The organism is Modicisalibacter ilicicola DSM 19980, assembly GCF_900128925.1.
Classification (GTDB): domain Bacteria; phylum Pseudomonadota; class Gammaproteobacteria; order Pseudomonadales; family Halomonadaceae; genus Modicisalibacter; species Modicisalibacter ilicicola.
Genome location: NZ_FQUJ01000007.1, coordinates 165,693 through 189,502, shown reverse-complemented (window position 1 = coordinate 189,502; position 23,810 = coordinate 165,693). Strand labels below are relative to the sequence as shown.

At 64.0% G+C, this 23,810-nt stretch carries 24 protein-coding genes and 1 tRNA gene; 15 read left to right on the top strand and 10 right to left on the bottom strand.

Going from position 1 to position 23,810, the window contains the following annotated elements; genetic code table 11:
• Nucleotides 1-72 precede the first annotated feature (72 nt).
• Complete coding sequence (uvrY, locus tag BUA41_RS09785) at nt 73-720, bottom strand: UvrY/SirA/GacA family response regulator transcription factor (protein ID WP_072822249.1); 648 nt, start codon at nt 718-720, stop codon at nt 73-75.
• Between the two features lie 209 nt (nt 721-929).
• Here uvrY and BUA41_RS09780 point away from each other — a divergent pair.
• The 3 genes from BUA41_RS09780 to hepT all read left to right on the top strand — a co-directional run bounded on the left by BUA41_RS09780 (nt 930) and on the right by hepT (nt 1,971).
• Nucleotides 930-1,005 (top strand) — tRNA-Ala (locus tag BUA41_RS09780).
• Nucleotides 1,006-1,160: 155 nt separating this feature from the next.
• Nucleotides 1,161-1,568, top strand: coding sequence for a type VII toxin-antitoxin system MntA family adenylyltransferase antitoxin (mntA, locus tag BUA41_RS09775; RefSeq protein WP_072822247.1), 408 nt, complete (start codon nt 1,161-1,163; stop codon nt 1,566-1,568).
• On the top strand, nt 1,561-1,971 hold the full coding sequence (hepT, locus tag BUA41_RS09770) for a type VII toxin-antitoxin system HepT family RNase toxin (RefSeq protein ID WP_072822245.1): 411 nt from the start codon (nt 1,561-1,563) through the stop codon (nt 1,969-1,971). The genes mntA and hepT overlap by 8 nt, the downstream gene beginning before the upstream one ends.
• Before the next feature lie 22 nt (nt 1,972-1,993).
• On the opposite strand, the gene BUA41_RS09765 is transcribed toward hepT, so the two are convergent.
• Together BUA41_RS09765 and argF are read right to left on the bottom strand one after the other, a co-directional pair.
• Nucleotides 1,994-3,052, bottom strand: a complete 1,059-nt coding sequence (locus BUA41_RS09765; protein ID WP_072822243.1) for an ABC transporter ATP-binding protein — start codon at nt 3,050-3,052, stop codon at nt 1,994-1,996.
• A 5-nt stretch (nt 3,053-3,057) separates the two neighbouring features.
• Entirely contained in the window at nt 3,058-3,975 is a 918-nt protein-coding gene (gene argF / locus BUA41_RS09760) for an ornithine carbamoyltransferase (protein ID WP_072822241.1), read from the bottom strand.
• Between the two features lie 291 nt (nt 3,976-4,266).
• Between argF and BUA41_RS09755 the strand changes: the two genes are divergently transcribed.
• Nucleotides 4,267-4,614 (top strand): Grx4 family monothiol glutaredoxin, encoded by a 348-nt coding sequence (locus tag BUA41_RS09755; RefSeq protein ID WP_072822239.1) that lies wholly within the window; start codon nt 4,267-4,269, stop codon nt 4,612-4,614.
• Nucleotides 4,615-4,699: 85 nt separating this feature from the next.
• On the opposite strand, the gene rnt is transcribed toward BUA41_RS09755, so the two are convergent.
• Both rnt and BUA41_RS09745 read right to left on the bottom strand, forming a co-directional pair.
• A complete protein-coding gene (rnt, locus tag BUA41_RS09750; RefSeq protein ID WP_072822238.1) occupies nt 4,700-5,365 on the bottom strand; it encodes a ribonuclease T in 666 nt (221 codons plus the stop codon).
• A 150-nt stretch (nt 5,366-5,515) separates the two neighbouring features.
• Nucleotides 5,516-7,525 carry a putative bifunctional diguanylate cyclase/phosphodiesterase gene (locus tag BUA41_RS09745; RefSeq protein WP_072822236.1) on the bottom strand — a complete coding sequence of 670 codons (2,010 nt, stop codon included), beginning with the start codon at nt 7,523-7,525 and terminating at the stop codon, nt 5,516-5,518.
• A 190-nt stretch (nt 7,526-7,715) separates the two neighbouring features.
• On the opposite strand from BUA41_RS09745, the gene BUA41_RS09740 reads away from it, so the two are divergent.
• From BUA41_RS09740 to BUA41_RS09730, 3 genes are all read left to right on the top strand, one after another.
• The gene (locus BUA41_RS09740; RefSeq protein WP_072822234.1) at nt 7,716-8,936 is read left to right on the top strand and encodes an argininosuccinate synthase; all 1,221 of its coding nucleotides are present in this window, start codon (nt 7,716-7,718) and stop codon (nt 8,934-8,936) included.
• 17 nt (nt 8,937-8,953) lie between these two features.
• On the top strand, nt 8,954-9,241 hold the full coding sequence (locus BUA41_RS09735) for an HlyU family transcriptional regulator (RefSeq protein WP_072822232.1): 288 nt from the start codon (nt 8,954-8,956) through the stop codon (nt 9,239-9,241).
• 124 nt (nt 9,242-9,365) lie between these two features.
• Nucleotides 9,366-10,508, top strand: a complete 1,143-nt coding sequence (locus tag BUA41_RS09730) for a DUF294 nucleotidyltransferase-like domain-containing protein (RefSeq protein ID WP_072822228.1) — start codon at nt 9,366-9,368, stop codon at nt 10,506-10,508.
• On the opposite strand, the gene BUA41_RS09725 is transcribed toward BUA41_RS09730, so the two are convergent.
• From BUA41_RS09725 to BUA41_RS09710, 4 genes are read right to left on the bottom strand one after another with little or no spacing between them, the layout of a single operon-like run.
• A complete protein-coding gene (locus BUA41_RS09725) occupies nt 10,492-13,290 on the bottom strand; it encodes a sensor histidine kinase (protein WP_072822224.1) in 2,799 nt (932 codons plus the stop codon). The two genes, BUA41_RS09730 and BUA41_RS09725, sit on opposite strands and share 17 nt — an antisense overlap.
• Nucleotides 13,280-13,504 carry a hypothetical protein gene (locus BUA41_RS09720; RefSeq protein WP_072822220.1) on the bottom strand — a complete coding sequence of 75 codons (225 nt, stop codon included), beginning with the start codon at nt 13,502-13,504 and terminating at the stop codon, nt 13,280-13,282. Before BUA41_RS09720 ends, BUA41_RS09725 begins: the two co-directional genes overlap by 11 nt.
• Nucleotides 13,501-15,525: an exonuclease domain-containing protein gene (locus tag BUA41_RS09715; RefSeq protein WP_072822216.1), complete on the bottom strand. Its 2,025-nt coding sequence runs from the start codon at nt 15,523-15,525 to the stop codon at nt 13,501-13,503. The genes BUA41_RS09720 and BUA41_RS09715 overlap by 4 nt, the downstream gene beginning before the upstream one ends.
• Nucleotides 15,526-15,527: 2 nt before the next feature.
• Entirely contained in the window at nt 15,528-15,899 is a 372-nt protein-coding gene (locus tag BUA41_RS09710) for a response regulator transcription factor (protein ID WP_072822212.1), read from the bottom strand.
• 125 nt (nt 15,900-16,024) lie between these two features.
• On the opposite strand from BUA41_RS09710, the gene BUA41_RS09705 reads away from it, so the two are divergent.
• Both BUA41_RS09705 and BUA41_RS09700 read left to right on the top strand, forming a co-directional pair.
• Nucleotides 16,025-16,696: a glutathione S-transferase gene (locus BUA41_RS09705; RefSeq protein WP_072822317.1), complete on the top strand. Its 672-nt coding sequence runs from the start codon at nt 16,025-16,027 to the stop codon at nt 16,694-16,696.
• Nucleotides 16,697-16,740: 44 nt separating this feature from the next.
• Complete coding sequence (locus tag BUA41_RS09700) at nt 16,741-17,190, top strand: DUF1161 domain-containing protein (protein WP_072822210.1); 450 nt, start codon at nt 16,741-16,743, stop codon at nt 17,188-17,190.
• Between the two features lies 1 nt (nt 17,191).
• On the opposite strand, the gene BUA41_RS09695 is transcribed toward BUA41_RS09700, so the two are convergent.
• Nucleotides 17,192-17,962 carry a YdcF family protein gene (locus BUA41_RS09695; RefSeq protein ID WP_245791892.1) on the bottom strand — a complete coding sequence of 257 codons (771 nt, stop codon included), beginning with the start codon at nt 17,960-17,962 and terminating at the stop codon, nt 17,192-17,194.
• Between the two features lie 93 nt (nt 17,963-18,055).
• Here BUA41_RS09695 and BUA41_RS09690 point away from each other — a divergent pair, with 93 nt between their 5' ends.
• The 6 genes from BUA41_RS09690 (at nt 18,056) to BUA41_RS09665 (ending at nt 23,809) form a co-directional block, all read left to right on the top strand.
• Nucleotides 18,056-19,732 (top strand): carbon starvation CstA family protein, encoded by a 1,677-nt coding sequence (locus BUA41_RS09690; RefSeq protein ID WP_072822206.1) that lies wholly within the window; start codon nt 18,056-18,058, stop codon nt 19,730-19,732.
• A gap of 8 nt (nt 19,733-19,740) precedes the next feature.
• The gene (locus BUA41_RS09685) at nt 19,741-20,046 is read left to right on the top strand and encodes a cory-CC-star protein (protein ID WP_072822204.1); all 306 of its coding nucleotides are present in this window, start codon (nt 19,741-19,743) and stop codon (nt 20,044-20,046) included.
• A 162-nt stretch (nt 20,047-20,208) separates the two neighbouring features.
• Entirely contained in the window at nt 20,209-21,213 is a 1,005-nt protein-coding gene (locus tag BUA41_RS09680) for an ArsA family ATPase (RefSeq protein WP_072822202.1), read from the top strand.
• Between the two features lie 553 nt (nt 21,214-21,766).
• On the top strand, nt 21,767-22,240 hold the full coding sequence (locus BUA41_RS09675; RefSeq protein WP_072822200.1) for a spore coat protein U domain-containing protein: 474 nt from the start codon (nt 21,767-21,769) through the stop codon (nt 22,238-22,240).
• 97 nt (nt 22,241-22,337) lie between these two features.
• Nucleotides 22,338-23,048 (top strand): fimbria/pilus periplasmic chaperone, encoded by a 711-nt coding sequence (locus BUA41_RS09670; RefSeq protein ID WP_072822198.1) that lies wholly within the window; start codon nt 22,338-22,340, stop codon nt 23,046-23,048.
• Nucleotides 23,045-23,809: a fimbrial biogenesis chaperone gene (locus BUA41_RS09665; RefSeq protein WP_072822196.1), complete on the top strand. Its 765-nt coding sequence runs from the start codon at nt 23,045-23,047 to the stop codon at nt 23,807-23,809. Before BUA41_RS09670 ends, BUA41_RS09665 begins: the two co-directional genes overlap by 4 nt.
• Nucleotide 23,810: the final 1 nt, after the last annotated feature.

Here is a 23,810-nt window from a genome sequence, read left to right as displayed (position 1 = left end):
ATCGAGTCTCGGTAAGTTAAAACCAGCAGGATATCAGATCGCCTCCCGTTATGGTGCCTGTGGCCTTCGGGCTCAACGGTCTTCCTTGTAGCCGTCGACGAGGCCATGGCGCAGGCCAAGGTGGGTGAGTTCCACGTCGGTCTGCACCCCGAGTTTCTCGAAGATGCGATAGCGGTAGGTGTTGACCGTCTTGGGGCTCAGGAAGAGGCGATCCGAGATGTCGGTCACCCTGTGGCAGTTGATGATCATCATGGCGACCTGCAACTCCCGGCTCGAGAGCTGATCGAACGGGTTGTCCTGGGCGTCCATCTTGGCCAGCACGAGACGCTGGGCGATCTCGGGGCTGATGTAGCGCTGCCCGTGCTGGATGGCCCGAATCGCCTGCACCACCTCGCTCATTTCGGTGCCCTTGCTGATGAAGCCGCTCGCGCCGGCATCCAGCAGCCGTTGGGCGAAGGTCTCTTCCAGGTAGGCGGTCAGGATCACCACCTTGATGTCGGACATGCCCCGGGCGATCTTGCGCGTGGCCTCGAGCCCTCCCATGCCGGGCATGCGAATGTCCATCAGCACGATGTCCGGGCGCTGGCTGCGTGCCAGGCTGATGGCCTCTTCGCCGCTGGATGCTTCACCGACCACTCGTATCCCCTCTTCGTCGCTGAGCAGGCGTGCGATGCTGGTGCGCACCAGGTGGTGGTCGTCTGCGACTATAACCTTGATCAAGTTCGCTCCTGGGTGAAACGCTTCTGTCCGGAAGTGCCGGGGCAAAAAATGTCAAGTGATTGTAATGGCGAGTAAAACGTTGATGCCAGCGGCGCAAGCGTGGCCAAGACGCTTGACGTCGATAATCAGAAGAACATATTATGCGCGCCGTTCCGAGAGGATGTTGATCCAAGTCTATCGCAGACGCCGTAGACAGGATCAACGCAGGCGGGGCCTTAGCTCAGCTGGGAGAGCGCAACGCTGGCAGCGTTGAGGTCACCGGTTCGATCCCGGTAGGCTCCACCAGAAAGTTTGAAGAAATCAGTCGCTTAGAGAAAAATCTCGAGCGGCTTTTTTCGTGCCCGGGAGCAGCGCCGCGCTCAGGGAAGTTTCCATGGTCATTGCCAGTTACCGGGCCGCCTCGTAGAGTGCTGGGAACGATCCTTCCAACGGAATGTAGCATGCCTCTGGAGCCCCTCGCCCTGGAACGCTGCCTGCAGCGATTGCGCGAACAGTTGCCCGAATTGCAGGCCGTCTATCTATTCGGCAGCGAAGCCTCTGGTCATGCCGGCTCCGCCAGCGACGTGGATCTGGCCGTGCTATTGCCCACTCCCTTGTCAGCCACCGTACGCTGGACACTGATGGATCAGCTCGCCGAGATAGTGGGGCGCGATGTCGATCTGGTGGATCTTCGTGGTGCGAGCACCGTGATGCAGCGTCAGGTGCTCGAGGGGGGGCAGCGGTTATGGGCCAATCTCCATGACGCCGACGAGTTTGAACTCTCGTCGCTCAGTGAATATTGGGACCTGACGATAAAGCGTCGCCAGCTGATTGACGATATCAAGCAGCGAGGCCGTATTCATGGCTGATGACGTACTGCTCAACAAGGCCGCCACCATCGAGCGCTGCGTGTCTCGAGCACGGGAAGAGTATGACAAGGGCCCCGAGACCTTCGAGAGTGACCAGACACGCCAGGACGCTGCCATTCTGAATCTCCAGCGGGCCTGTGAAGCCGCCATCGATGCGGGCAATCGCCTTGTAAGGCTTCATCACCTGGGGCTACCCCAGAGTGCCAGGGATGTGTTCGATATTCTGGCCGCCAACCGGTTGCTCGAGCCCGGACTTGCGGGAGTCATGAAACGGATGACGGGGTTTGGTAATATTGCCGTGCACGATTACCAGGCGGTGCAGGTTCCTATCGTCATCGCCATCATACAGCATCATGGCGAGGACCTGCTCGATTTCGCCAGCCTGATCATTCGCCAGGCGTGATGGGCCCTCGAGGCCAGCTCGCTCACTCCTCCATTCGGCGCTCGAAGAGAATCAGGTGATCCGCCTGTATGCGCACCGGAATGCTTTCGCCGGGCGCGAATTCATGATGGCTGTTGAAGGAGGCTTCGACCACCTGCTGCGAGGGCAGGCGAAGGCGGTAGAGGGTGCTGGCGCCGGTGAAGGTGCGCTGCTCGACCCGGGCTTCGAGCGCGCTTTGCTGGTCGAGGACGATGTCGTCCGGACGCAGCAGGACGTCCACGGGGGCTCCGATCTCGAAGGGGTAGGCGCGGTTGCCGGCGATATCGCCGATTTCGGTGTTTACGGTCTCTCGGTCCTGCATGGTGCCCGGGATGAAGAACCCCTGTCCGATGAAGTTGGCGACGAAACGGGTCGCCGGTTCGTGATAGAGGTTGTAGGGCGTGTCCCATTGCTGCAGGTGACCACCGTGCAGCACTCCCACCTGATCGGCCAGGGCAAAGGCTTCCTGCTGGTCGTGGGTGACCATGATGGCGCTGATGCCGAGCTTCTTGAGAATGCGCCTGACCTCCTGGCTGAGCTGGCGACGCAGCTCGACGTCCAGGTTGGAGAAGGGTTCGTCGAGCAGCAGCAGCCGTGGTTGCGGGGCTAGGGCCCGGGCCAGGGCCACTCGTTGCTGCTGTCCGCCCGAGAGTTCGTGCGGGTAACGCTTGCCGAGATGGGTGAGCCCGACCAGTTCGAGCAGTTCATCGACACGCTGGCGGCGCTGATCGCCGGGGAGCCGGCGCAGCCCGAAGGCCACGTTGTCGACGATCGAGAGATGCGGGAACAGCGCGTAGTCCTGGAAGACCATGCCAATCTGGCGCTTTTCCGGGGCGACCAGGGTCGTCGGGTCGGAAAGTACCCGGCCGTCGAGGGCGATGCTGCCCGCCGCGACCGGCTCGAAGCCGGCGATGGCCCGCAGCAGCGTGGTCTTGCCGCAGCCGGAGGGACCCAGCAGGCAGCACAGATCGCCCCGGGTAAGGGAGAAGTTCACCTGGCGGGTGACGACGGTGGCACCGTAGCGGCACTCCAGGTCATCGACGTGCAGTAGTGGTTGGCCCATGATGACTAATCGATGCGTCCGAGAAGCAAAAATTCCAGTAGTGCCTTCTGGGCGTGCAGGCGGTTGCCGGCCTCCTGCCAGACCACGGCGCGCGGATCGTCGAGCAGGGTCGCGCTGATCTCCTCGCCGCGATGGGCGGGCAGGCAGTGCAGGAAGAGGACGTCGCTTGCCGCCCTGTCGAGCATGGCCTCGGTGACCTGGAAGCCCGCGAAGTCGCGCTCGCGCGCCTTCTGCTCCTGTTCCTGGCCCATCGAGGCCCACACGTCCGTGGTCACCAGGTCCGCCTCCTCGACGGCCTGCTGCGGGTCGTGCAGTACATCGACCCGGTCGCCGGCAGCGGCGAGGATGGCGGCGTCGGGTTCATAGCCCTCGGGACAGCAGATGCGTAGCCGGAAGTCGAACCGTCGCGCGGCATTGATCCAGGAGTGACACATGTTGTTGCCATCGCCGATCCACACCGCGGTCTTGCCCTGGACCGATCCGCGGCATTCGATCCAGGTCAACATGTCGGCCAGCAGCTGACAGGGATGGTAATCGTCGGTCAGGGCGTTGATGACCGGTACCGAACTGGCCGCGGCGAAGGTTTCGATGTCGGCATGCGAGAAGGTGCGAATCATCACCGCGTCGACCATCTCGGAGAGCACCCGAGCGGTGTCGCCGATGGGTTCGCCGCGGCCGAGCTGGGTGTCTCGGGGCGAGAGGAACAGCGCATGGCCGCCGAACTGCGCCATGGCGGTCTCGAAGGAGACGCGGGTGCGCGTCGACGACTTCTCGAAGATCATCGCCAGGGTGCGATTGGCAAAGGGGGTGTAGCGCGGCCCCTGGGCCTTCAGTTCGCTCTTGATGCGAATGGCCCGGGCTACCAGGTAGGCGAGTTCTTCCGAGGTGAGATCCAGTAGGGTCAGAAAATGGCGTGTCGCCATGGCATGCTCCTGTGGCCAGCGGCCGCGAACGCAAAAGGCGCCGAAGGAGCAACATGCTGCACCGACGGCGCCCTGACCGACGCCCATCATGGCACCCCGGTCGTGCTGAAAAGCCCCATCCTAGCCACAGGCGAGGGTCAGCGCAACGCATGATCGAGAACGATCTTCTTGTGGGGCTGTTTTCATTCGCCTGCACCAGTAGAATGGGAGCACGCCATCATTCACGCGTCACGCGGTGTCGGCTGGGCTTTCATGCAGTGATCCTGGTTGATACCCCGTTCAGGAAACCCCATGAGCACGACTCTCGAGAACATCAAGCAGCAAGTCAGCGAAAACCCGATCCTGATCTACATGAAGGGGACCCCGCAGCTGCCCCAGTGCGGCTTCTCGGCCCAGACGGTTCAGGCCCTGATGGCCTGCGGCGAGCGCTTCGCCTTCGTCAACGTGCTGGACAACCCGGACATTCGTGCCGAATTGCCCAAGTACGCCAACTGGCCGACCTTTCCACAATTGTGGGTCAACGGCGAACTCGTCGGCGGTTGCGATATCGTCGTCGAGATGTACCAGAACGGCGAGCTGGAAACCCTGATCAAGGATGCTGCGAGCAAGGCCAATGCCGAGCAGGCCGGCAACGCCTGAGACGCCGCCATCCCATGACGCCAACGCCAAGGCCCCGGAGTCGACTCCGGGGCCTTGGCATTCAAGGCCGGGAAGAGCCTGTGATTCAGCTTCCGTTCATCCCCTGCTCGCGCTGCGCCAACTGCCAGCCGCCCAGGTCCTTGAAGCGGTTGACCATCGAGCAGAACAGCTCGGCGGTGCGCTCCGTATCGTAGCGCGCCGAATGCGCCTCGGAGTTGTCGAACTCGATGCCGGCGGCGCGGCAGGCTCGAGCGAGTACCGTCTGTCCGTACACCAGGCCCGAGAGGGTCGCCGTGTCGAAGCTCGAAAAAGGGTGGAAGGGGTTGCGCTTGATGCCGCAGCGGCCGATGGCCGCGTTAAGGAAGGCGTGATCGAAGGCCGAGTTGTGGCCCACCAGGATGGCGCGGGTGCAGTTGTTGGACTTGATGGCCTTGCGCACCGGGCGGAAGATTTCGCTCAGCGCCGCCGATTCCGCAAGGCTCACCCGCTTGCGCAGCGGGTTGTCCAGATCGATACCGGTGAAATCCAGAGCGGCCTGATCGATGTTGGCACCCTCGAAGGGCTCGACATGGAAGGCCAGGGTGGCATCGGGCATCAGGTTGCCCTGACCGTCCATGCTCAAGGTCACCGCAGCGATCTCCAGGATGGCGTCACGTTCGGGGTCGAACCCGCCGGTTTCCATGTCCATCACCACCGGCAGGAAACTGCGAAAGCGCTGCGCCATCAGTCCCTGGGCATTCGCCTCGGTCATGCATCTCTCCCTTGCCTATCGATGTCTTTTTCTCGTCGTGTGCTGCCTATTATGGTGTGAAAAGCAGTCGAGAACGACCACTAATTTTATTAGGTATTCCTGATCATTCGAGTCTGTTCGCCGCGATGCCCCCGGGACGAGCGTCACCGATCATTCGATGGTGGCAGGTTGATCGGGGAGGGGAGCGGGGCGCCCCAGGTAGTACCCCTGAACGAAATCCACCGCATAATCGGTCAACAGCTGAAGGCTTTGCTGATCCTCGACGAATTCCGCCACGGACTGCTTGCCCAGCGCATGGATGATCTCGTTCAGGGCCCTGACCATGCTCTGGTCGGTCCGGTTCTCCGCCAGGCGACGCACGAAGTAGCCATCCAGCTTGACGATATCCACCGGCAGGTCCTTCAGATAGGCGAAGGACGACATGCCCGAGCCGAAATCGTCCAGCGCCGTGCGACAGCCGATCTCCCGCAGTCGGCCGAGAAACTGCTGGGCAATGTTCATGTCGGTGATGGCGGCGGTTTCGGTGACCTCGAAGATCAGCGCCTGGGGATCGAGTCCGGTGGCCTCGAGACGCTGCAGGATCAGGTCGCACACCGAACTGTCCGAGATCGTCTGGGCCGACAGGTTGATCGAGTAGCACAGCGCCGGTTGTGTCTTGCGCGCCTGGAGCAGCGAGTCGATGGCGTTGGCGATCACCCAGCGGTCGATGTCGACCGCCAGCCCGAAACGCTCGGCCGGGGGCAGAAAGCCGGATGGCATGATCAGCCTGTCGCGTTCGTCGAGCAGGCGTACCAGCACCTCGTAGCCATGAAGCTCACCCTCGGCGGTGGTCATGATCGGCTGATAGGCGAGTACCAGCCGGTCCTGCTCCAGCGCGTGCTTGATGCGTCGCGACCAGCCCATGTCCACCGACAGGGTATGGATGTCGCTCTGATCCTCGGCACTGAACTGGTGCACCCGGTTCCGGCCGGCGCGCTTGGCCAGGTGGCAGGCGAAGTCGGGCTGGGCCAGCACCTCTTCGCCATCGCAGCTCTCGTGACCGATGAGGGCGACGCCGATCGAACAGCCGATGTCGATCTGCTTGCCGGCGTGACGGAAGACGTAGTCGACGAATTGCTGGCGAAAGGCCTCGGCGACCATCTGTGCTTGCCCACTCGGTAGATCCCTGAGCAGCACGGTGAACTCGTCGCCGCCGAAGCGGCCGATCAGATCGGTGCTGCGTACCCGCCGGGCAAGCAGGCGGGCGACATCGATCAGCAACCGGTCGCCGGCCGCATGGCCGAGGGTGTCGTTGACGTACTTGAAGTTGTCCAGGTCGATATACAGCAGGGCGGCCTGGCAGCCGGTGCGGCGCGCGCGTTGCACGACGTGTTCCAGTCTCTGCTGGAAGTAGCTGCGATTATGCAGCCCGGTCAAGCCATCGTGTTCGGCGATCTGGCGCAATCGCTCCAGCATCGCCTTGCGCTCGCTGATGTCGGCCACCAGGCCGGTATAGACGCGCTGTCCTTCCAGCATCACGCTGCTGATCTTGAGTGCCATGGGAAAGGTGGAGCGATCACGATGACAGCCGATGACTTCGCCTTCATGACCGATGAGCCGATGCACCTCGGTGCGCAGGAAATGCGCTGCATAGTCGTCACGCTGGTCCATGCTGTCCGGCGGTACGATGATCCGGTCGATAGTCAGCCCGACCGCCTCGGCTTCAGGATAGCCGAAGAGCCTCTCGGCAGCCTTGTTGAAGGATTGAACGACCCCCTGCTCGTCGAAGGTCACGATGCCCTCGGCGGCATTGTCCAGGATGGTCTGCAGGCGCTGCTGGGTCGCCAGGATGCGGTCGTTCTCCTGCTCCAGCAGTACCATGCCTCTGACCTTGTGAATGGTGGCGGCGCTGAGCCTCGTCACGGTGAGCACGAAGGTGCCACCGCCGGCGAAGATCACGGTGACGATCACGAGCAGGGGCGTCACGGTCTGATTCATCAGAAGCAGCGTGAAGCTGACATAACCGAGCAGGAAGAGAGCGATCAGTGCCGCCAGCACGTGCCAGCTGCCACGCGCCTGGGGCATCTCGCGGATCACCTGCCGCGTATAGAAGAGGCCACCCAGCAGTTGTATCGCGCCGAGCAGTACCAGGCCGATCAGGATTGTCATGTCGTTCAGCATGCTGTCTGTGCTTGTCGTGGAGTCGTTGGTCGATGGAAGCCATTCATAACTTCTGTTATCGGCCCCTGGCCAGGACACTTGACCCTGAATTCCCCCCGAGCGAACACCGCGCACCGCGGTGTTCGCTCGGGGCCAACGGCGCTATACTGAATGGCCATCGAATCCCCACGAATCAGCGAAGGAGCCTAGAATGTCCGACGTCAAGAAGGTCGTGCTCGCCTATTCCGGCGGCCTGGATACGTCCGTGATCGTCCGGTGGTTGCAAGAGACCTACGACTGCGAGGTGGTGACCTTCACGGCGGACATCGGACAGGGCGAAGAGGTCGAGCCGGCCCGGGAAAAGGCCAAGGCCCTGGGGGTCAAGGAGATCTACATCGAGGACCTGCGCGAGGAGTTCGTCCGCGATTACGTCTATCCGATGTTCCGTGCCAACACCATCTACGAGGGCGAGTACCTGCTGGGCACCTCCATCGCGCGTCCGCTGATCGCCAAGCGCCTGATCGAGATCGCCAACGAGACCGGCGCCGATGCCATCTCCCATGGCGCCACCGGCAAGGGCAACGATCAGGTGCGCTTCGAGCTGGGGGCCTACGCGCTCAAGCCCGGGGTCAAGGTCATCGCTCCCTGGCGCGAGTGGGATCTGACCTCCCGGGAAAAGCTGATGAACTACTGCGAGCAGCACGATATCCCGGTGGATTTCTCCAAGAGCAAGAAGAAGTCGCCCTACTCCATGGACGCCAACCTGCTGCACATCTCCTACGAGGGGGGCATCCTCGAGGACCCCTGGGCCGAGGCCGAGGAAGACATGTGGCGCTGGAGCGTCTCCCCCGAGGCGGCACCGGATCAGCCCACCTACATCGACCTGACGTTCGATCGGGGCGATATCGTCGCCATCGACGGCGAGGCACTCAAGCCCCACGAGGTGCTGTCCCGGCTCAACCAGCTGGGCGGCGACAACGGCATCGGGCGCCTCGATATCGTCGAGAACCGCTACGTGGGCATGAAGTCCCGCGGTTGCTACGAGACGCCCGGGGGCACCATCATGCTGCGCGCCCACCGCGCCATCGAATCGCTGACCCTGGATCGCGAAGCGGCCCACTTGAAAGACGAGCTGATGCCCAAGTACGCCGAAGTCATCTACAACGGCTACTGGTGGAGCCCGGAACGGCGCATGCTGCAGGCGGCCATCGACGAGACCCAGGCCAACGTCTGCGGCGTGGTGCGCATGAAGCTCTACAAGGGCAACGCCATCGTCGCGGGCCGCAAGTCCGAGCAGTCGTTGTTCGACGAGTCGATCGCCACCTTCGAAGACGACGCGGGCGCCTACAATCAGAAGGATGCCGAGGGCTTCATCAAGCTCAATGCCCTGCGTCTACGCATTGCGGCGGGCAAGGGCCGTAGTGCAGGCTGAATAATCAAGGAGGCAGCGTGCTCAAGAAACTGATCGACGGGCTATTCCGTGGCGGCGACGCCAACGACGAGGAGATGCCGGCGACGGAACATCGCGGCTATCTGATCACCCCCGATCCCCAGGATGCCGGGGGGCAGTACCGAGTGAGCGGCTGGATTCGCAAGCCGGTCGAGCAGGGCGAGACCCTCGAGCACCGCTTCGAGCGTTCGGACATCGTCAGCAGCCGGGAGGCCTGTGTCGAGCTGACCCTGAACAAGGCGAAACGCTATATCGATGACGTGGGCGACGAGATGTTCAAGCGCTGAATACGAGCGTGTGACGGAAACGAAAAAGCGGCGCCCCGAGGAGTGCCGCTTTTTCGTGGGGTGGCGGCGGCGGGGCTGTAGTGCAAGGCTATAGTGTGGGGAGTACGACTCCGGGAGTGCATGCATGCGGGTACTCTATCGCGCCTCGCCATGGCGCGGCCTGTTCGCCGAGGACACGTTTCCCGATCCGGCCACGTTGCCCGACCTGCTGGCGCCCCTGCGCGAGGCCTTCCTGCGCCTGGGGGCCACGCCGTCCCTGGCCGAGACCAAGGCCTGGCAGCCGCAATTGGTGGAGGCCCTGCTGCGTCTGGACCTGCCGGGCTGGCGTATCAGCCAGCTGCTCAGCGATCACAACGACTGGCTCTACCGACGCTCGGTGCATCTGGCCCTCGAGGAGATGCTTGGCAGCGGCTGGGGAGAGCCACCGGTGAGTTACTGTGTGCTCACCCTGGGATCCGCCGCCCGCCACGAAAGCCTGCTGCATCCCGACCAGGACAACGCCATGATCGTCGCCGATTATCCGGATGGCCGGCATGATGAGATCGATGGCTTCTTCCAGGCCCTCGGCGAGCGCTTCACCGGGACGCTGGGCGAGGCGGGCATTCCGCTGTGCCAGGGCCATGTGATGGCACGCTGGCCGATGTGGCGCAAGCGCCTGAGTGAATGGCGCGAGCAGTTGCGCCTCTGGACGGGCGAGCGCCGGATCAAGCGGGTCCAGCAGGCCAATATCCTGCTCGATTTTCATCCGGTGTTCGGCGACGCCAGCCTCGCCGAGGCGCTACGGGAGTGCGTGCAGGCACTGATGCCCCGGGCCGGCCTGTTTCTGGACGAGATGGCGTCACTGCTCGATGAAACCCCGCTGGCGCTCGATCGTTTCGGCCGCCTGGCTGCCGAGGACCGTGAGGCCCCTCATGAACAGGCGCTCAATCTCAAGCGCCAGGGCGTGCTGCCCTTGCAGAACGCGGTGCGGGTGCTGGCATTGGTGCATGGCGTGGGCAGTGTCGATAGCCGCGGGCGGCTGAACGAGCTGGTCATGCAGGGGCGGCTCGAAGCGCAGGTCGGCATGGCGACGATCGCGGCGCTGGACCGCTTCCAGGGGCTACTGCTTGGCGCGCAAATGACGGCGCTTGCCGCTGGGCGCCAGCCGGACAACTGGCTCGACCTGCGGCGGCTGGAGGAGGGCGAGCGTCTGCTGTTGCGCCACGACCTGCAGCAGCTGCGTTCCTTGATCGGTATCGCCAAGGCCGCGGTCACTCATCACCGCTAGCGGCAGCGCCGAGCGCTGCAGCCTCGGCCGGTGCCTGGGGCAGTTCCATGATCAGGCAGGCGCCGCCCAGGGTCGGCGCCTCCTCGACCCACAGGCGCCCGCCCAGATGGGCGACGATGCCCCGGCTGATCGGCAGGCCCAGTCCGCTGCCGCGAGGCCGTCCGCGGGCCGGCGCATCGCTTTCGCCCTGACGCTCCAGTTGGTGAAACTTCTCGAAGACGCGCTCGCGGTCATCCTCGCCGATGCCCGGACCGTTGTCCTCGACGCTCAGGCGGTAGTGCCGCTTGTGCCGCTCGAGTGCCAGGCGCACACGCCCATCCTCGTCGGCGGCGAACTTGCTGGCGTTGTCGAGCAGGTTGATGATCACCTGTTCCAGGCGGTCGGGGTCGCCGATCACCATCGCCGGTGAATCGGGGATCTTCACTTCCAGCTGCACGCCGCGCTCCTCCTGCACGCGCTGCACGGCATCCACCCCGCGACGGGCCAGGGTGGCGAGGTCGAGTCGCTCGGGGTGCAGCGTCAAGCGTCCCGACTCCAGGCGCGCCAGATCGAGAATCTCCTCGATCAGCCGCGAGAGGCGCTGGCTCTCGTGTACCACCACATCGAGGAAGTGGCGGCGCTTCTCCTCGGGCAGGCCATGGCTGTCGCGCAGGATCTCGGCGAAGGCGCGAATCGAGGTCAGTGGCGTGCGCAGTTCGTGACTGACCATGGCGACGAATTCGTCCTTGAGGCGGTCGAGTTCCCGCAGTCGTTCGTTGGCCGCCCGCAACTCCTCGCTGATCGTCGTAAGCTCCTGGGACTTCTGTTTTAGTCGCCGGTTGTATTCCAACGTCTGCGAGGTGGTATCGAGAATGCTCAACACGGCGTCCAGATCCAGTGCCTCGCCCCGTACCACCGAATTGATCAGCACCCGGGCGGAGGCGTTGCCCAGGGCGCCGGCCAAGGCCCGTTCGGCTCGCGCGACCAGGGTCGGTGACGCCGGCCGGGCCGCGTCGGCATCACCGGTCTGGTGCTCCTCCTCGGCAAGAACGCGCAGCGTCGCGGGGGTTCCCAGATAGCGGCTCAGCAGTTCGCGCAACTCCCCCTGGGTGGTCTGGCCCTGCCACAGCGGGGTGCGGTGTATCAGCTCCGAATGCAGGGCCTCGGTGAACAGTGCCGCCTGGGTCTGCTCCAGGCGACTCTGGCGGGTGAACAGCGATACGCCGATGAGCGCGCCAATGTTGGCGAGCAGGCTCCAGAACAGCGAATGGGTGTAGATGTCCCAGCCCTCGAGACCGAACAGGGCGTAGGGGCGTAGCCAGCGAATGCCGGCGGGGCCGTCGCTGAGCAATGCCATGTCCAACCAGCCGGATTGAGCGAAACCGGGCAGCAGCAGGGTATAGGCCCACACCATGATCCCCGCTATCAGTGCGCAGGCCGCACCGCTGCGAGTGGCACCGCGCCAGTAGAGTCCGACCAGCATGGCCGGGGCGAATTGGGCGGCGGCGGCGAAGGAGACCAGGCCGATGGTCACCAGGCTGTAGGCATCGCCGATCAGCGCATGGTAGAGATAGCCCAGCAGCAGGATCAGCACGATCGCCACCCGACGGATGCCGAGCAGCCAGCCGGTGAGTTCGCCTCGCCCGCGGGCGAGGCGCGATCCCGGACGCATCCGCGACGAGCGCAGCAGCAGCGGCATCACCAGGTGATTGCTGACCATGGTCGAGAGTGCAATGGTCTCGACGATCATCATGCCGGTGGCCGCCGACAAGCCGCCGATGAAGACCAGCAGCGGCAAGCCGTCGAGCCCCGCCGCCAGGGGCAGGGTCAGCACGAAGCTGTCGGGGCTCAAGGCGGTGTCGCCGAGCAGCACTCCGGCCAGGGCCACGGGGATCACGAACAGGTTGATCACCAGCAGGTAGAGCGGAAAGAGCCAGCTGGCGCGCCGGATGTGACCCTCGTCGACGTTCTCCACCACCAGCACCTGGAACTGGCGCGGCAGGGTCAAAAAGGCCAGGGTGGCCAGTACCAGCATGCCGACCCACCCCAGGGCGCCGCCGGGGACACGCTCCAGGCTCAGCGCCTGGGCCAGTTCCGGGTGGGCGGCGGCGCGGGCAAACAGATCGCCGGGGCCGTCGTAGAGCATGAACAGGGTGAACATGCCGACGGCCAGGAAGGCTACCAGCTTGACCAGCGACTCGAAGGCGATGGCCGCCACCATCCCTTCGTGGCGTTCACTGGCATCGAGATGGCGGGTGCCGAAGAGGATGATGAAGACGGCGAGCACCAGCGCCACCCAGAACGACTTGTCGGTCCAGAAGCCGGCATCGACCAGCGTCTCGGCCGCTGGGGCGGGATACTGGGTCAGTATCGCATGGCTCAGGGTGATCGCCTTGAGCTGCAGGGCAATGTAGGGGGTGATGCCGAGCAGCGCGATCAGCGCCACCAGGGCGCCCAGGCCATCGCTCTTGCCGTAGCGCGCGCTGATGAAGTCGGCGATGGAGGTGATGCGCTGCGCCCGGGCGATACGCACCATCTTGCGGATCAGCATCGGCCCGACCAGCATGACCAGGGTCGGCCCCAGGTAGATCAGCAAGAAGCTCGGGCCATATTCCGCGGCCCGGCCGACGCTGCCGTAGAAGGTCCAGGCGGTGCAGTAGACGGCGATCGACAGGGCGTAGACCGTCGGCGAGCCGATCAGCGAGCGTCCCTGTTCGGCGCGGCGGTCTGCCCAGGCGGCGATCACGAACAGCAGGGCCAGATAGCCGAAGGCTACGGCCAGCACCACCGCGTCACTTCTCATGCCGACGAGGCTCCTCCCGCCGTTCGCTGTCGGGGCGTTCGAGCAGCCAGGCCGCTACACCGATCACCCCGGCCCAGGCGAGGAACAGGTAGAGGGGCAGCCAGGACAGCCCGTACACCGCGGGTCGATCGAAGAGCAAGAGCAGCGGTGGGCTGAACAGCAGCAGCGCCAGGCCTGCCAGGGCAAGCAGGCGTGCGTGGCGTCGGGGAGTCATGAGGGTGCCCCCACCTTGCCCTGCAGGGCCAGCGCCTGGGCGAGGGTGGTGATCCCCTGGGCTTCGAGCCGGGGAAGCAAGGCGAGCCACAAGGCGCCGGTGATACGCGCGTCGCCCAGGGCACTGTGGCGGGCGCCAGGCGGCACCGTGAGGTCGAAACGCTCGGCCAGGCTGTCCAGATCGTGATCGTCGAAGCTTTCGTCCAGTGCCCGGGAGAGCAGCAGGGTATCCAGCACGGTATTGTCGAAGCGCACGCCGCTGCCCAGGGGGTGAATGGCGCGGAGGTCGAAGGCGGCGTTATGGGCGATCAGCACCGCCTCCTCGACGTAGTCGCGAAAGCGGGGCAGTACCTGGCGCAGGGGTGGCGCACCGGCCACATCCGCGTCGGTGAGCCCGTGAAAGACCGTGCTTTGCGGAGGGATCGAGCGCTGCGGATCGACCAGCTGGTCGAAGGTGTCGTCGGCCAGCAGGCGCCCGTTGACGATGCGACAGGCGCCGATGCTGATCACCGTATCGCCATTGGCCAGCTCGAGGCCGGTGGTTTCGGTGTCGAAGACGACGATTTCCAGCTGCCGCAGGGCGCGGTTCGCCAGCTCGCTTTCTGGTGCCGGCAATTCGGCGATATCGAAGTCGTGAAACTCCGGGCGTGGCGGAGGCGGGGGCTCCGGTGTGCCGACCCGGGCCTCCGCCGGGAGCGGCAGGCGCAACCTCGCGTGCTGGCCGTCGTCGTCGGCCAGGCTCCAGAGATCGCTGTCGTGCTGGCGCAGGATGTCGGCGATCCTGGGAGACAGGGGCAGTTCATCGAGGGGCAATTCGCTCCAGGTGCCGAGGCGATGCTGGGCCAGGGGGCTGCCCGACCAGATCAGGTCAAGATAGGCCCGGCGATTGCCCAGACAGACTTCCCCCTCGAACTCGCGGCAACCGGTCGTCTCGCCCAGACGCTCGAGCAGGGCTTGCAGCAGGGGCAGCAGGGCAGGCCCATCGGCCTTGAACCAGGCGGGCATGCCGATGGGCGTGAGGCTCAGCCGGTTGGGCTCGAGGCGCAGGGCCAGGGCATGCCAAAGGTCGTTGGACCAGGTAGGTGCCAGGCGCTCGCCCTGGGTGGCGAGGGTTTCCACCAAGTTGCCCAGACGCTCGATGGTGGTACCGAGCCCGTGACTTTCCTCCTGGATGGCCGCTTCCAGCTTCTCGCGCAGTGCTTTCTCCTGGTAGGCCTGTTCGAGTGCCTCGACGGCGGTGGCCAGACTGGCGGCGTGGCGGCGCAGTGCCGGCATGAGCTCCGCCAGTTGAACGCGCTCGGTGAGTTCCCGGCGCCAGCTGGCGGTGGCATCCTCCAGGGTAAGCAGCGTCTCGCCATGCCCCGACACCACTCGTCGCAGCGAGCCCCGCAGCCAGCGATCGCCAAACGGAATCAGCACCTCCCGAGGGCTGCCATCGTCGGGCAGGGTGGCGAGGGTCTCGCGCAGGCTGGTGGACGGCAGCAACGTTGCCAGATTGCGCCCCAATCCCAGGGGGGAGTGACCGGCAAACAGGGTCTCGGCGGCATGATTGAACAGCAGCAGGCGGCGATGGCGATCGCACAGCAGCAGCGGCACCTGCAACGACTGCAGCAGCGTTTCCAGCTCCTGGCGAATGCGCGCGGCGGTGCGCGCGCCTTCGGCATGCGCGGTATGGAGTGCCTGGCGATCGCCACGCCAGCCGTCCCGCAGGCGCTGAAGATCCTCGCCGAGCTCGCTCAGCCAGCCTTCCGGCGGGTAGTCCTCCCGAGCGTCCGGGTTGGCGACCAGGCGTGTCACCTGGACCCGCAGATGGCGCAATGGAGCGAACAGGCGGCGCTCCATCCAGGCGCCTGCACTCACTATGAGCACTCCGGGCACGAGGCAGGCCAGCCACAGCAACGCGCGGGCGCTACCTTGCGGGTCGAGTTCCGCCTCAAGCCACAAGGCCAGAAAGGCACCGCCGAACAGCAAAAGCCCGCTGGCCAGCAGCCAGAGTCCGAGCAGGCGTTGACGGCCCGGCATGCTCAACGCCCCTCGTCGAGCAGACCCTTGACCTTGTCGACCAGGGCCTGAGTGGAAAAGGGCTTTGTGATGTAGTCGTCGGCGCCCAGGGCCAGGCCCTTCTCGCGTTCCACCTCGCGACCATGGGCAGTGAGCATGATGATCGGCAGTCGCTTGTGGGCCGCATCCGCCCGCAAGCGTTCGAGCACATCGAAGCCGCTGATGCCTGGCAGGCTGATATCCAGCAGCACCAGGTCCGGTGCCCGGTCGGCGACGATGGCGAGCGCCTGCTCGCCGTCTTCGGCGGTCACCACATCGAAGCCGGCGCGCTGCATCAGGAACTCAAGGGACAGCACGATGTTGGGTTCGTCGTCGACAACGAGTACCGTAGGCATTTGGCGGCCCTCTCTGCTGTATCTCTTTCGTGCAGTTTAGCGGGGGCCGATCGACCCAGAAAGGCGGCTTTGGTCGTCGTTCGAGGGAAAACACGGAAGTCGGGTTGACGCCCTTGGAGAACGAGATGATCGACGTCCACCACCTGGAGAATTCCCGGTCGCAGCGGGTGCTATGGTTGCTCGAGGAACTGGGTCTCGAGTACCGGATTGTCGAATACGCCCGGGATCCCGAGACCATGCTGGCACCGCCGGCATTGAAGAAGGTGCACCCCCTGGGCAAGTCGCCGGTGATCACCGACGGTGACGTCGTCGTCGCCGAGTCCGGCGCGATCATCGATTACCTGATCGAGGGGTACGACACGCGGTGCCAGTTGCTGCCTGAGCCGGGCAGTGCCGAGCATCGCCATTATCGGTACTGGCTGCATTACGCCGAAGGCTCCGCCATGCCACTGCTGGTGATGAAGCTGGTGTTCTCGCGCCTGGGCAAGCCACCGGTACCGGCGCTCATGCGCCCTTTGGGGAACCTGTTTGCCACTGGCGTGAAGCGCAAGTTTCTGGAGCCCCAGATTCGCCAGCACCTGGATTTCTGGGAGGCCATTCTAGGCAAGTCGACCTGGTTCGCCGGCGAACGGTTCACCGCCGCCGACATCCAGATGAGCTTTCCGCTGCTGGCGGTCGAGCAGCGCGAGGGGCTGGAAGGCAGACCCCATCTGAAGGCATGCCTCGAACGCATGCGCGAGCGCCCGGCCTATCAACGTGCCGTCGACAAGGGCGGAGAATTCAATCTCTCGGAGTGATGGCCATGAGCGATTCAAGAGCGGGCAGAAGAGAGGCGAAAACGATGATCGGCAAGAACGCACGCCTGACAATGGCGCTGGTGATGCTGGCGCTGGCATCGCCGTCATGGGCTCAGTCTTCGTCGTCCGATGACGAGTCGCCAGACAGGGTCCGTTCGACCTACAAGGCGGCGACACCAGGCATGTCGGCACCCGAGGATGCCTCTCGGCAGCAGATGAGAGTCGCGCCGATGGAGAACGCGAAGCGCGTGGCGTCAAGCGATCGGCGCCAGGAGCGGGAGGAGATCGAGGAGATGCCTCAGGCATGCAAGATGCTGCAGGCGGAGATCGACCGCAAGATAAGTGCCAACGATGTGGTCGACTATACGGTCAAGGTGGTGCCCACCAAAAGGGCGAAGGAGATCGTTGCGCGGAATCGCGACCAGCCGGGCAAGGTCGAGATCGTCGGCAACTGCGGCCAGGGCGACTACCGGGTCGTTTACCGGCGCGGTTGAATCACTCCGGCTTGCGCTCGCCGAGTGCATGGGCACCGCGCCCCAGCCATTCGTGCAGTGCCTGGGTGCTCTGGCGCAGGTGATAGGCTCGGGGTATCCAGGCGATCGGCCCGTTCGGCGGGCGGCTGGCATATTCCGTCGGGGCGGGGATCACCCGAAGCCCGGTCTGCTCGAATTCGGGTATCGCGCGAGGCAGATGCCAGGCCTGGGAAACCAGCAGCACCGTGTCGAGGCCTTCCCGTTCGAGGATCGTGGCGCTGAACTCGGCGTTTTCCGCCGTGCTGCGACTGCGTGTCTCGACCCAGCGCACATCCAGACCGAAGGCCTGCTCGAGCGCCCGTGCCATGAGCGTGGCTTCGGCAAGGGCCTCGTCATGACCGCGGCCGCCACTCACCAGTAGCGGCAGGTTTGTCTCGCGAGCAAGCCAGGCACCATAGCCCAGACGCCGCCAGGTGGCGTTGTTGGGCGCATCCCCCCAGCCGAATTCCGGCGTTCCAAAATCCCGGCCACCACCGAGTATCACGATCGCCTGCGCGTCCTGCAGCGCTGACGGTGCAGGCGGCTCGTAGGGCTCAAGGCCCTTGCGCAGCCAATAGCTGACCCAGGGCAAGGACAGGGCCAGCAGCGATGCCATGCCCAGTGCCACCAGCGTGATTCCGACCCCCCGACTGGTTTTCCACAGCACCAGCCCCGACACGATCAGCAGCATATTGATCAGCGGCGGCAACAGCAGGTATTTCAAGGCGTGCAGCATGTGGCGATACCCGGTCATGATCGCTGTTGCGATCGGGCTTGTTTGACTACCCTGAGTCTAATAGGTGCAAAACGTTTAGGAGAACAACGACATACCTAGGGAGTTCACGCCATGAGTGCTATCGTCATCCTGTTTCTGGGCCTGGGCGGCATGGCCCTGGCCTATTTTCTCTACTCGAAGTTCATCGCCGAAAAGGTCTTTCGCCTGGATTCGAAGTTCCGGACTCCCGCTCACGAATTCGAGGATGGTATCGATTTCGTGCCCACCAACCGCTACGTGCTCTGGGGGCATCATTTCACCTCGGTAGCGGGGGCTGCACCCATCGTCGGCCCCGCCATCGCGGTGATCTGGGGCTGGCTGCCGGCCTTCCTCTGGGTGGTGTTCGGTACCATCTTCTTCGCCGGGGTGCACGATACCGGAGCGCTCTGGGCCAGTGTGCGCAATCGGGCCAAATCCGTAGGAGCCCTGACCGGCGACGTGGTCGGCAAGCGCGCCCGCAGCCTTTTCATGGTCGTCATCTTCCTGGTGCTGTTGATGGTCAATGCCGTCTTCGGTGTGGTCATCGCCGGATTGCTGATGAGGTTTCCCAGCGCCGTGGTACCGGTCTGGGGGGCGATCGCGGTGGCGCTGGTCATCGGCCAGCTCATCTATCGCCGCATCATCGGCCTGGCGCTGGTCTCGCTGATCGGCGTGGTGGCGCTCTATGGCCTGATCATCATCGGGCCATCCATGCCGCTGCAGATGCCCGATCAGGTCGCCGGTCTGCCCGGCAATGCGATATGGATCCTGATCCTGTTCGGCTACGCGGCGATTGCCTCCTTGTTGCCGGTGTGGGTGTTGCTGCAGCCCCGGGACTACATCAATGGACTGCAGCTCTTCATCGGCCTGATCATCCTCTATGGCGCCCTGGTGATTCTCAATCCTGCCATGGTCGCGCCGATGATCAACGACAACGTGCCGGCGGGGACGCCCTCGATCATTCCCTTGCTGTTCGTGACCATCGCCTGCGGCGCCATCTCGGGATTTCATGGGCTGGTGGCCGGCGGCACTTCCTCCAAGCAGCTCGACAAGGAGACCGATGCGCGCCTGGTCGGCTACTTCGGCGCCGTGGGCGAGGGCATGCTGGCCCTGGGCGCGATTCTTGCCGCTACCGCCGGGTTCGCCAGCCTGACGGACTGGAGCGCCATGTACGATGCCTTCGGCAAGGGCGGGGTGAACGCCTTCGTCGAAGGCGGCGCCTACATCATCAGCAACGGCCTCGGGCTGCCCGAGACGACGGCCGCCACCCTGCTGACGGTCATGGCGGCGCTGTTCGCCGGCACCACCATGGATACCGGCCTGCGCCTGCAGCGCTACATCTTCCAGGAGTGGGGCGAGATCTACCAGCAGCAGTGGATGAAGAAGCCTGCCATGGCAACGCTGCTGGCGGTGGGGTCCTGTTTGATACTCGCCTTCGGCGCCGGTGCCGACGGTTCCGGAGGGCTGCTTATCTGGCCGCTGTTCGGGACCACCAACCAGCTGCTGGCCGGCCTGACCCTGCTGGTCGTCACCGTGATGCTGGTGCGCCTGGGCCGCCCCATGTGGTTCACCCTGGGGCCGCTGCTCTTCCTGCTGGTCATGACGGTACTGGCACTGTTGACACAGCTGCGCAGCTTCTACGAGGCAGGCAACTACTTCCTGCTGGTGCTGGATATCGTGGTGCTGATCGCTTCGATCCTCGTCGCCATGGAGTGCGCCGCGGCGCTCAAGCGCGTGCGTCGCGAGTCGGCCACCAAGGCGGAAGGCTAGGAGGGGGTATGAGCGAGCATTCAAACGACGAGCACCCCGTCGATCGCCGCGCAAGGATCAAGGCCTGGCTCGGCCAGGCCCGCTTCTATGCCGAGGAGTTCTATTCGGCGCGCTACCGCGGTGCGATCGCCCGGGCGCAGCGGGACGAGGACGACCTGTTCATGCTGATGGTGTTCTCGGAGCTGATGGGCGTGCCCAATCCGGTGGCCTATTACACCTTGGAGCTGCAACCGCTGATGCTGGAGCGGTTCCATGATTGGCATCGGCGCATGGGGATGGAGAAGTCGCCCCTGGACGATTTTCGCTGCTGCTGAAAACCTTGCTCAGAAGCTACTGCACTCGGCAATACTGCGTTGAAACCCATTTCAGAGTACTCATTTACAACAGTAAACTCCGTCTCTTCAATGGCTTCCGCCTTGTCTTGCCTTCGTTCGCGACGCTCCTGAAACAAGGTTTATGACGTGATAGGGCGATCCATGAAAGAACTTCTTGAAAAACGTCTGCTCTGGGTAGGCGGTAAGGGCGGGGTCGGCAAGACCACCGTGGCGGCATCGCTGGCGGTGCTGGCCGCCCGGCGGGGGCGTCGCGTGCTGGTGGTCTCCACCGATCCGGCCCATAGCCTGGGCGATGCCTTCGACCGCAAGCTGAGCGATGCGCCGCGCCGGCTGTTGCCCAATCTGGATGCCCTGGAGATCGACCCGGACGCCGAGGTCGAGGCCCATCTCCAAGGCGTCATCAGCCAGCTGCGGCGCTTCACCGTGCCGCGCATGATGGACGAGATGGAGCGCCAGATGCGCCTGTCGCGGCAGTCGCCGGGTACCCAGGAAGCGGCGCTGCTCGAGCGCCTCTCACGCTTGATGCTGGACGACGACGCCTATGAGCTGATCGTCTTCGACACCGCGCCCACCGGCCATACGCTGCGCCTGCTGAGCCTGCCCGAGGCGATGGCGGCCTGGACGGATGGCCTGTTGGCGCACAGCCGCAAGTCCGAGGAATTGGGCAAGGTACTCAAGCACCTGACCCCCAAGAGCGGCCAGGATGTCGGCTCGCCGTTTGCCGAACCGGAAGAGGAGGGCATGGGCGAGTTGGACGAGCGGGCGCGTTCCATCGCCGAAACCCTCAAGCGCCGTCGCCGGTTGTTTCATCAAGCGCGGCGGCGCATCAAGAACGCCGATGAAAGCCAGTTCCTGTTCGTGCTGACCCCGGAGCGGCTGCCGATCCTCGAGACCGTGCGGTCGGTGAAGGCGTTGCAGGACGCCGGCATTCCGGTCGCCGGTGCCCTGGTCAACCGGGTCATTCCCGAGGAAGCGGACGGCGATTTCCTGCGCCGGCGCCGCGAGCAGGAAGGCGTCTATCTTGCGCGCATCGACCAGGAACTGGCGGCGCTGCCACGACCGCGACTGCCACTGCTGGCCTCTGACGTACAGGGTATCGAGGCCCTGGAGGCACTGGCGGATCGCCTGGAAGAGCTAAGTTTCTAATTGAATGAAAATTAATATTCTAGGCCCTCATCCTGGGCGATGACGCCGGGCGTTCGTCGTGCGGCGCCACTGCGACAATACGTCAACCCCCCACTCGCGCAGTACCCTGCCTTCCCAACAGCAAATACCCTCGCGCAATTGCTCTTTGGTCGGAAAGAAAGTCTTCGAAAGGCGATTCACGGTGCTCCCTTCCTGGCTGGGCCTAGCAGGCTTGGCTTCCTGTTGTCCATCGGCTTGCCGCATGGAAAAAAACAGCTGTATCAATGTAAGTAACTAAGCGCGAAAATTTACAAAAATTATCTTATCGTTACCCAGCGCTTGCCTCACCGCGAGCTTCACGACCCGCTCAGGCGACCGGGCTTGCCTGACGCCGAGGCCGAGAACGGCGTTGCCGTTCCTGGCGCACAGGGTCTAGTCGGACGAATGGATGAAGCCTGCTTCATGGCTTCATGCCGCAGACTTCTGCAGGGCTCGAAATGGCTAAGCAGGGGAAAAAGCCTCCTGCCGAGAGGCTTCCATCAAAAGCAGTTACACCATCAAGTGGAGAATCATCATGCGCAAGATCGCATTCGCAGCAGCCATCGCAGCGGCTACCACCGCCGGTATCGCCCAGGCAGACACCAGCGTCGAGGTTCCCCTCAACGGAACCCTGGCCAAGGAGTGTGCCATTTCCGCCTATCTCAACGGTCCCTTCGATGCGCTCGACATGAAGTCTACCGAGAAGCAGGGCGCCGAGTCCGTGACCGTCAACTGCAACTACGGCGGCAGTGCCTCCGTGACCTTCGCCTCCGCCAACGCCGGCAAGATGGTCAGCGACAACAGCGAAGTTCCCTATCAGCTGATCGTATCCGGTTCCGGCTCTCCGTTCGCCAACGGTGTGTCCCTGGCCACCGCCCAGACCTGGAACGGCTGGCCCACCGTCGCCAACAACGACCAGTCTCGCAGCCTGAGCGTCAAGCTCGACAGTGCGGCAACCGTGGCAGGCGACTACAGCGACAACATCACCGTCTCGGTCGCCGCCAACTGAAAGGAACCGGTGACGGTATTCATCATGCCGAACTGAGTCACGAGGTCCCGGTCGCCTGATGGTGGCCGGGCCTGTGGCGAAACAGCAGGAGCCATCCATGCCACGCTGGTCAACGTCCTTCACCCTACGCTGCGCCATGGTCGTCTCGCTGGCGATCCTGTTGCTCGTCGCCGTCCTGACCCCGGCCCGCGCGTTCGACGTGACGCCCACGGTCTCGGTACTCGAGTTGCCGAGGGACACCGCGGGAACGACACTGCTGGTGCGAAATCCTCGTAGTGTCGATCTGCCGATCGAGTTCGAGGTGTTCGAGCGAACCATCCTGGAAGACGGCTCGGAGGAGTACACGCCTGCCGACAACCTTTTCCTGGTCTTCCCTCCTCAGGCGGTCATCGGGCCTGACAGTTCTCAATCACTGCGGGTCCAGTGGGTGGGAACGCCACCCTCCCGGTCCCGGTCGTTCACGCTTTTTGCCTCGCAGATGCCGGTAGAGATGAAGGCAGCCTCGGGCCCGTCGGTACAGACCTTGTTTCGGGTAGGCGCCTCTGTCCACGTGACGCCGGCCGACATCGCGCCTGAGCCGGTGCTGCTGGCTGCCCGGGCCCAGGGGAACGGCATGCAAGTCACCATCGCCAATCGGGGACAGCGCTTCTTCTACATGAACTCCCTGGACCTGGACTTCGATGGCAAGCACGTCGGCGGCGTGGAGCTGGCGAACATCGCCGGGCGTACGCTGGTGACACCCGGCGCCAAGAGAACCTTCGTCGTGCCTGGAGTGAAAGGCACGCCCGGGGTGCGACTCGTCGAATGAGCGCGAGTGTCCGCGGCGCGTTCGCAGGTCTCGTGCTATCGGCAGGCTTGCTGGGATGGGGGCCTGCCGTTGCCCTGGGCGTGTCGCCGACGCTGATCGAACTTCCCGCCGCGGACCCCGCCCAGATCGATATCAGGATACAGGGTAGCGAAACGGCCAGGCTGGCGGTGGAACTTTCCGTCCTGGAGCGGGTGGTGGCCAGTGACGATACAGCCATCACACGGGGCCTGAAGGAAGATGAACTTCGCCTGGTGCCCCCCCAGCTGCTCATGGACCCGGGAGGCAGCCAACAGGTCACGATGACCTGGGCCGGTGATCGGGCAACGGATGGGTCGCGTTCCTTTTTCCTCGTGATCGAAACGCTTCCCGTCGAATTGGATGCAATTTCCCACCATGACGACATGGATAACGACGTGAAGCTGCTGACACGCTTCCATCTTCCGGTCCATGTCTATGGCAGCAGCGGAAGTTCGGAGGTTGCAGCCTACCTCACCGAAAAAGGCGACATGCAGGTGGTGAGAATCGAGAATTCGGGGGATCAATACGCCCTGATGAAGCATCTCGATTTTCTGTTCGAATTGAATGGCGAGAAGCAGGTGACGATCCCCGGATCGGACATGGCCAGAGTCCTAAAGAAGGATGCCATCCTACCGGGAGAGTCGATAAACCTGAAAAAAGACAAGCTCTTCGTTTCAGAAGACATCGTGCAGGTAGACGTTGCGCAGAGGAATGTGAGGCCAAGTGCTGACAGGGGTCATTAAA

Coding starts and splice junctions, on each gene's coding strand:
- BUA41_RS09745 (WP_072822236.1), bottom strand. CDS start 7,525: ATGCTGAACGACATGACAATCCTGATCGGCCTGGTACTGCTCGGCGCG.
- BUA41_RS09725 (WP_072822224.1), bottom strand. CDS start 13,290: ATGAGAAGTGACGCGGTGGTGCTGGCCGTAGCCTTCGGCTATCTGGCC.
- BUA41_RS09730 (WP_072822228.1), top strand. CDS start 9,366: ATGCGGGTACTCTATCGCGCCTCGCCATGGCGCGGCCTGTTCGCCGAG.
- mntA (WP_072822247.1), top strand. CDS start 1,161: ATGCCTCTGGAGCCCCTCGCCCTGGAACGCTGCCTGCAGCGATTGCGC.
- BUA41_RS09765 (WP_072822243.1), bottom strand. CDS start 3,052: ATGGGCCAACCACTACTGCACGTCGATGACCTGGAGTGCCGCTACGGT.
- BUA41_RS09670 (WP_072822198.1), top strand. CDS start 22,338: ATGCCACGCTGGTCAACGTCCTTCACCCTACGCTGCGCCATGGTCGTC.
- BUA41_RS09700 (WP_072822210.1), top strand. CDS start 16,741: ATGATCGGCAAGAACGCACGCCTGACAATGGCGCTGGTGATGCTGGCG.
- BUA41_RS09690 (WP_072822206.1), top strand. CDS start 18,056: ATGAGTGCTATCGTCATCCTGTTTCTGGGCCTGGGCGGCATGGCCCTG.
- BUA41_RS09720 (WP_072822220.1), bottom strand. CDS start 13,504: ATGACTCCCCGACGCCACGCACGCCTGCTTGCCCTGGCAGGCCTGGCG.
- BUA41_RS09665 (WP_072822196.1), top strand. CDS start 23,045: ATGAGCGCGAGTGTCCGCGGCGCGTTCGCAGGTCTCGTGCTATCGGCA.
- argF (WP_072822241.1), bottom strand. CDS start 3,975: ATGGCGACACGCCATTTTCTGACCCTACTGGATCTCACCTCGGAAGAA.
- BUA41_RS09715 (WP_072822216.1), bottom strand. CDS start 15,525: ATGCCGGGCCGTCAACGCCTGCTCGGACTCTGGCTGCTGGCCAGCGGG.
- BUA41_RS09740 (WP_072822234.1), top strand. CDS start 7,716: ATGTCCGACGTCAAGAAGGTCGTGCTCGCCTATTCCGGCGGCCTGGAT.
- BUA41_RS09755 (WP_072822239.1), top strand. CDS start 4,267: ATGAGCACGACTCTCGAGAACATCAAGCAGCAAGTCAGCGAAAACCCG.
- hepT (WP_072822245.1), top strand. CDS start 1,561: ATGGCTGATGACGTACTGCTCAACAAGGCCGCCACCATCGAGCGCTGC.
- BUA41_RS09680 (WP_072822202.1), top strand. CDS start 20,209: ATGAAAGAACTTCTTGAAAAACGTCTGCTCTGGGTAGGCGGTAAGGGC.
- rnt (WP_072822238.1), bottom strand. CDS start 5,365: ATGACCGAGGCGAATGCCCAGGGACTGATGGCGCAGCGCTTTCGCAGT.
- BUA41_RS09705 (WP_072822317.1), top strand. CDS start 16,025: ATGATCGACGTCCACCACCTGGAGAATTCCCGGTCGCAGCGGGTGCTA.
- BUA41_RS09710 (WP_072822212.1), bottom strand. CDS start 15,899: ATGCCTACGGTACTCGTTGTCGACGACGAACCCAACATCGTGCTGTCC.
- BUA41_RS09675 (WP_072822200.1), top strand. CDS start 21,767: ATGCGCAAGATCGCATTCGCAGCAGCCATCGCAGCGGCTACCACCGCC.
- BUA41_RS09695 (WP_245791892.1), bottom strand. CDS start 17,962: ATGACCGGGTATCGCCACATGCTGCACGCCTTGAAATACCTGCTGTTG.
- BUA41_RS09685 (WP_072822204.1), top strand. CDS start 19,741: ATGAGCGAGCATTCAAACGACGAGCACCCCGTCGATCGCCGCGCAAGG.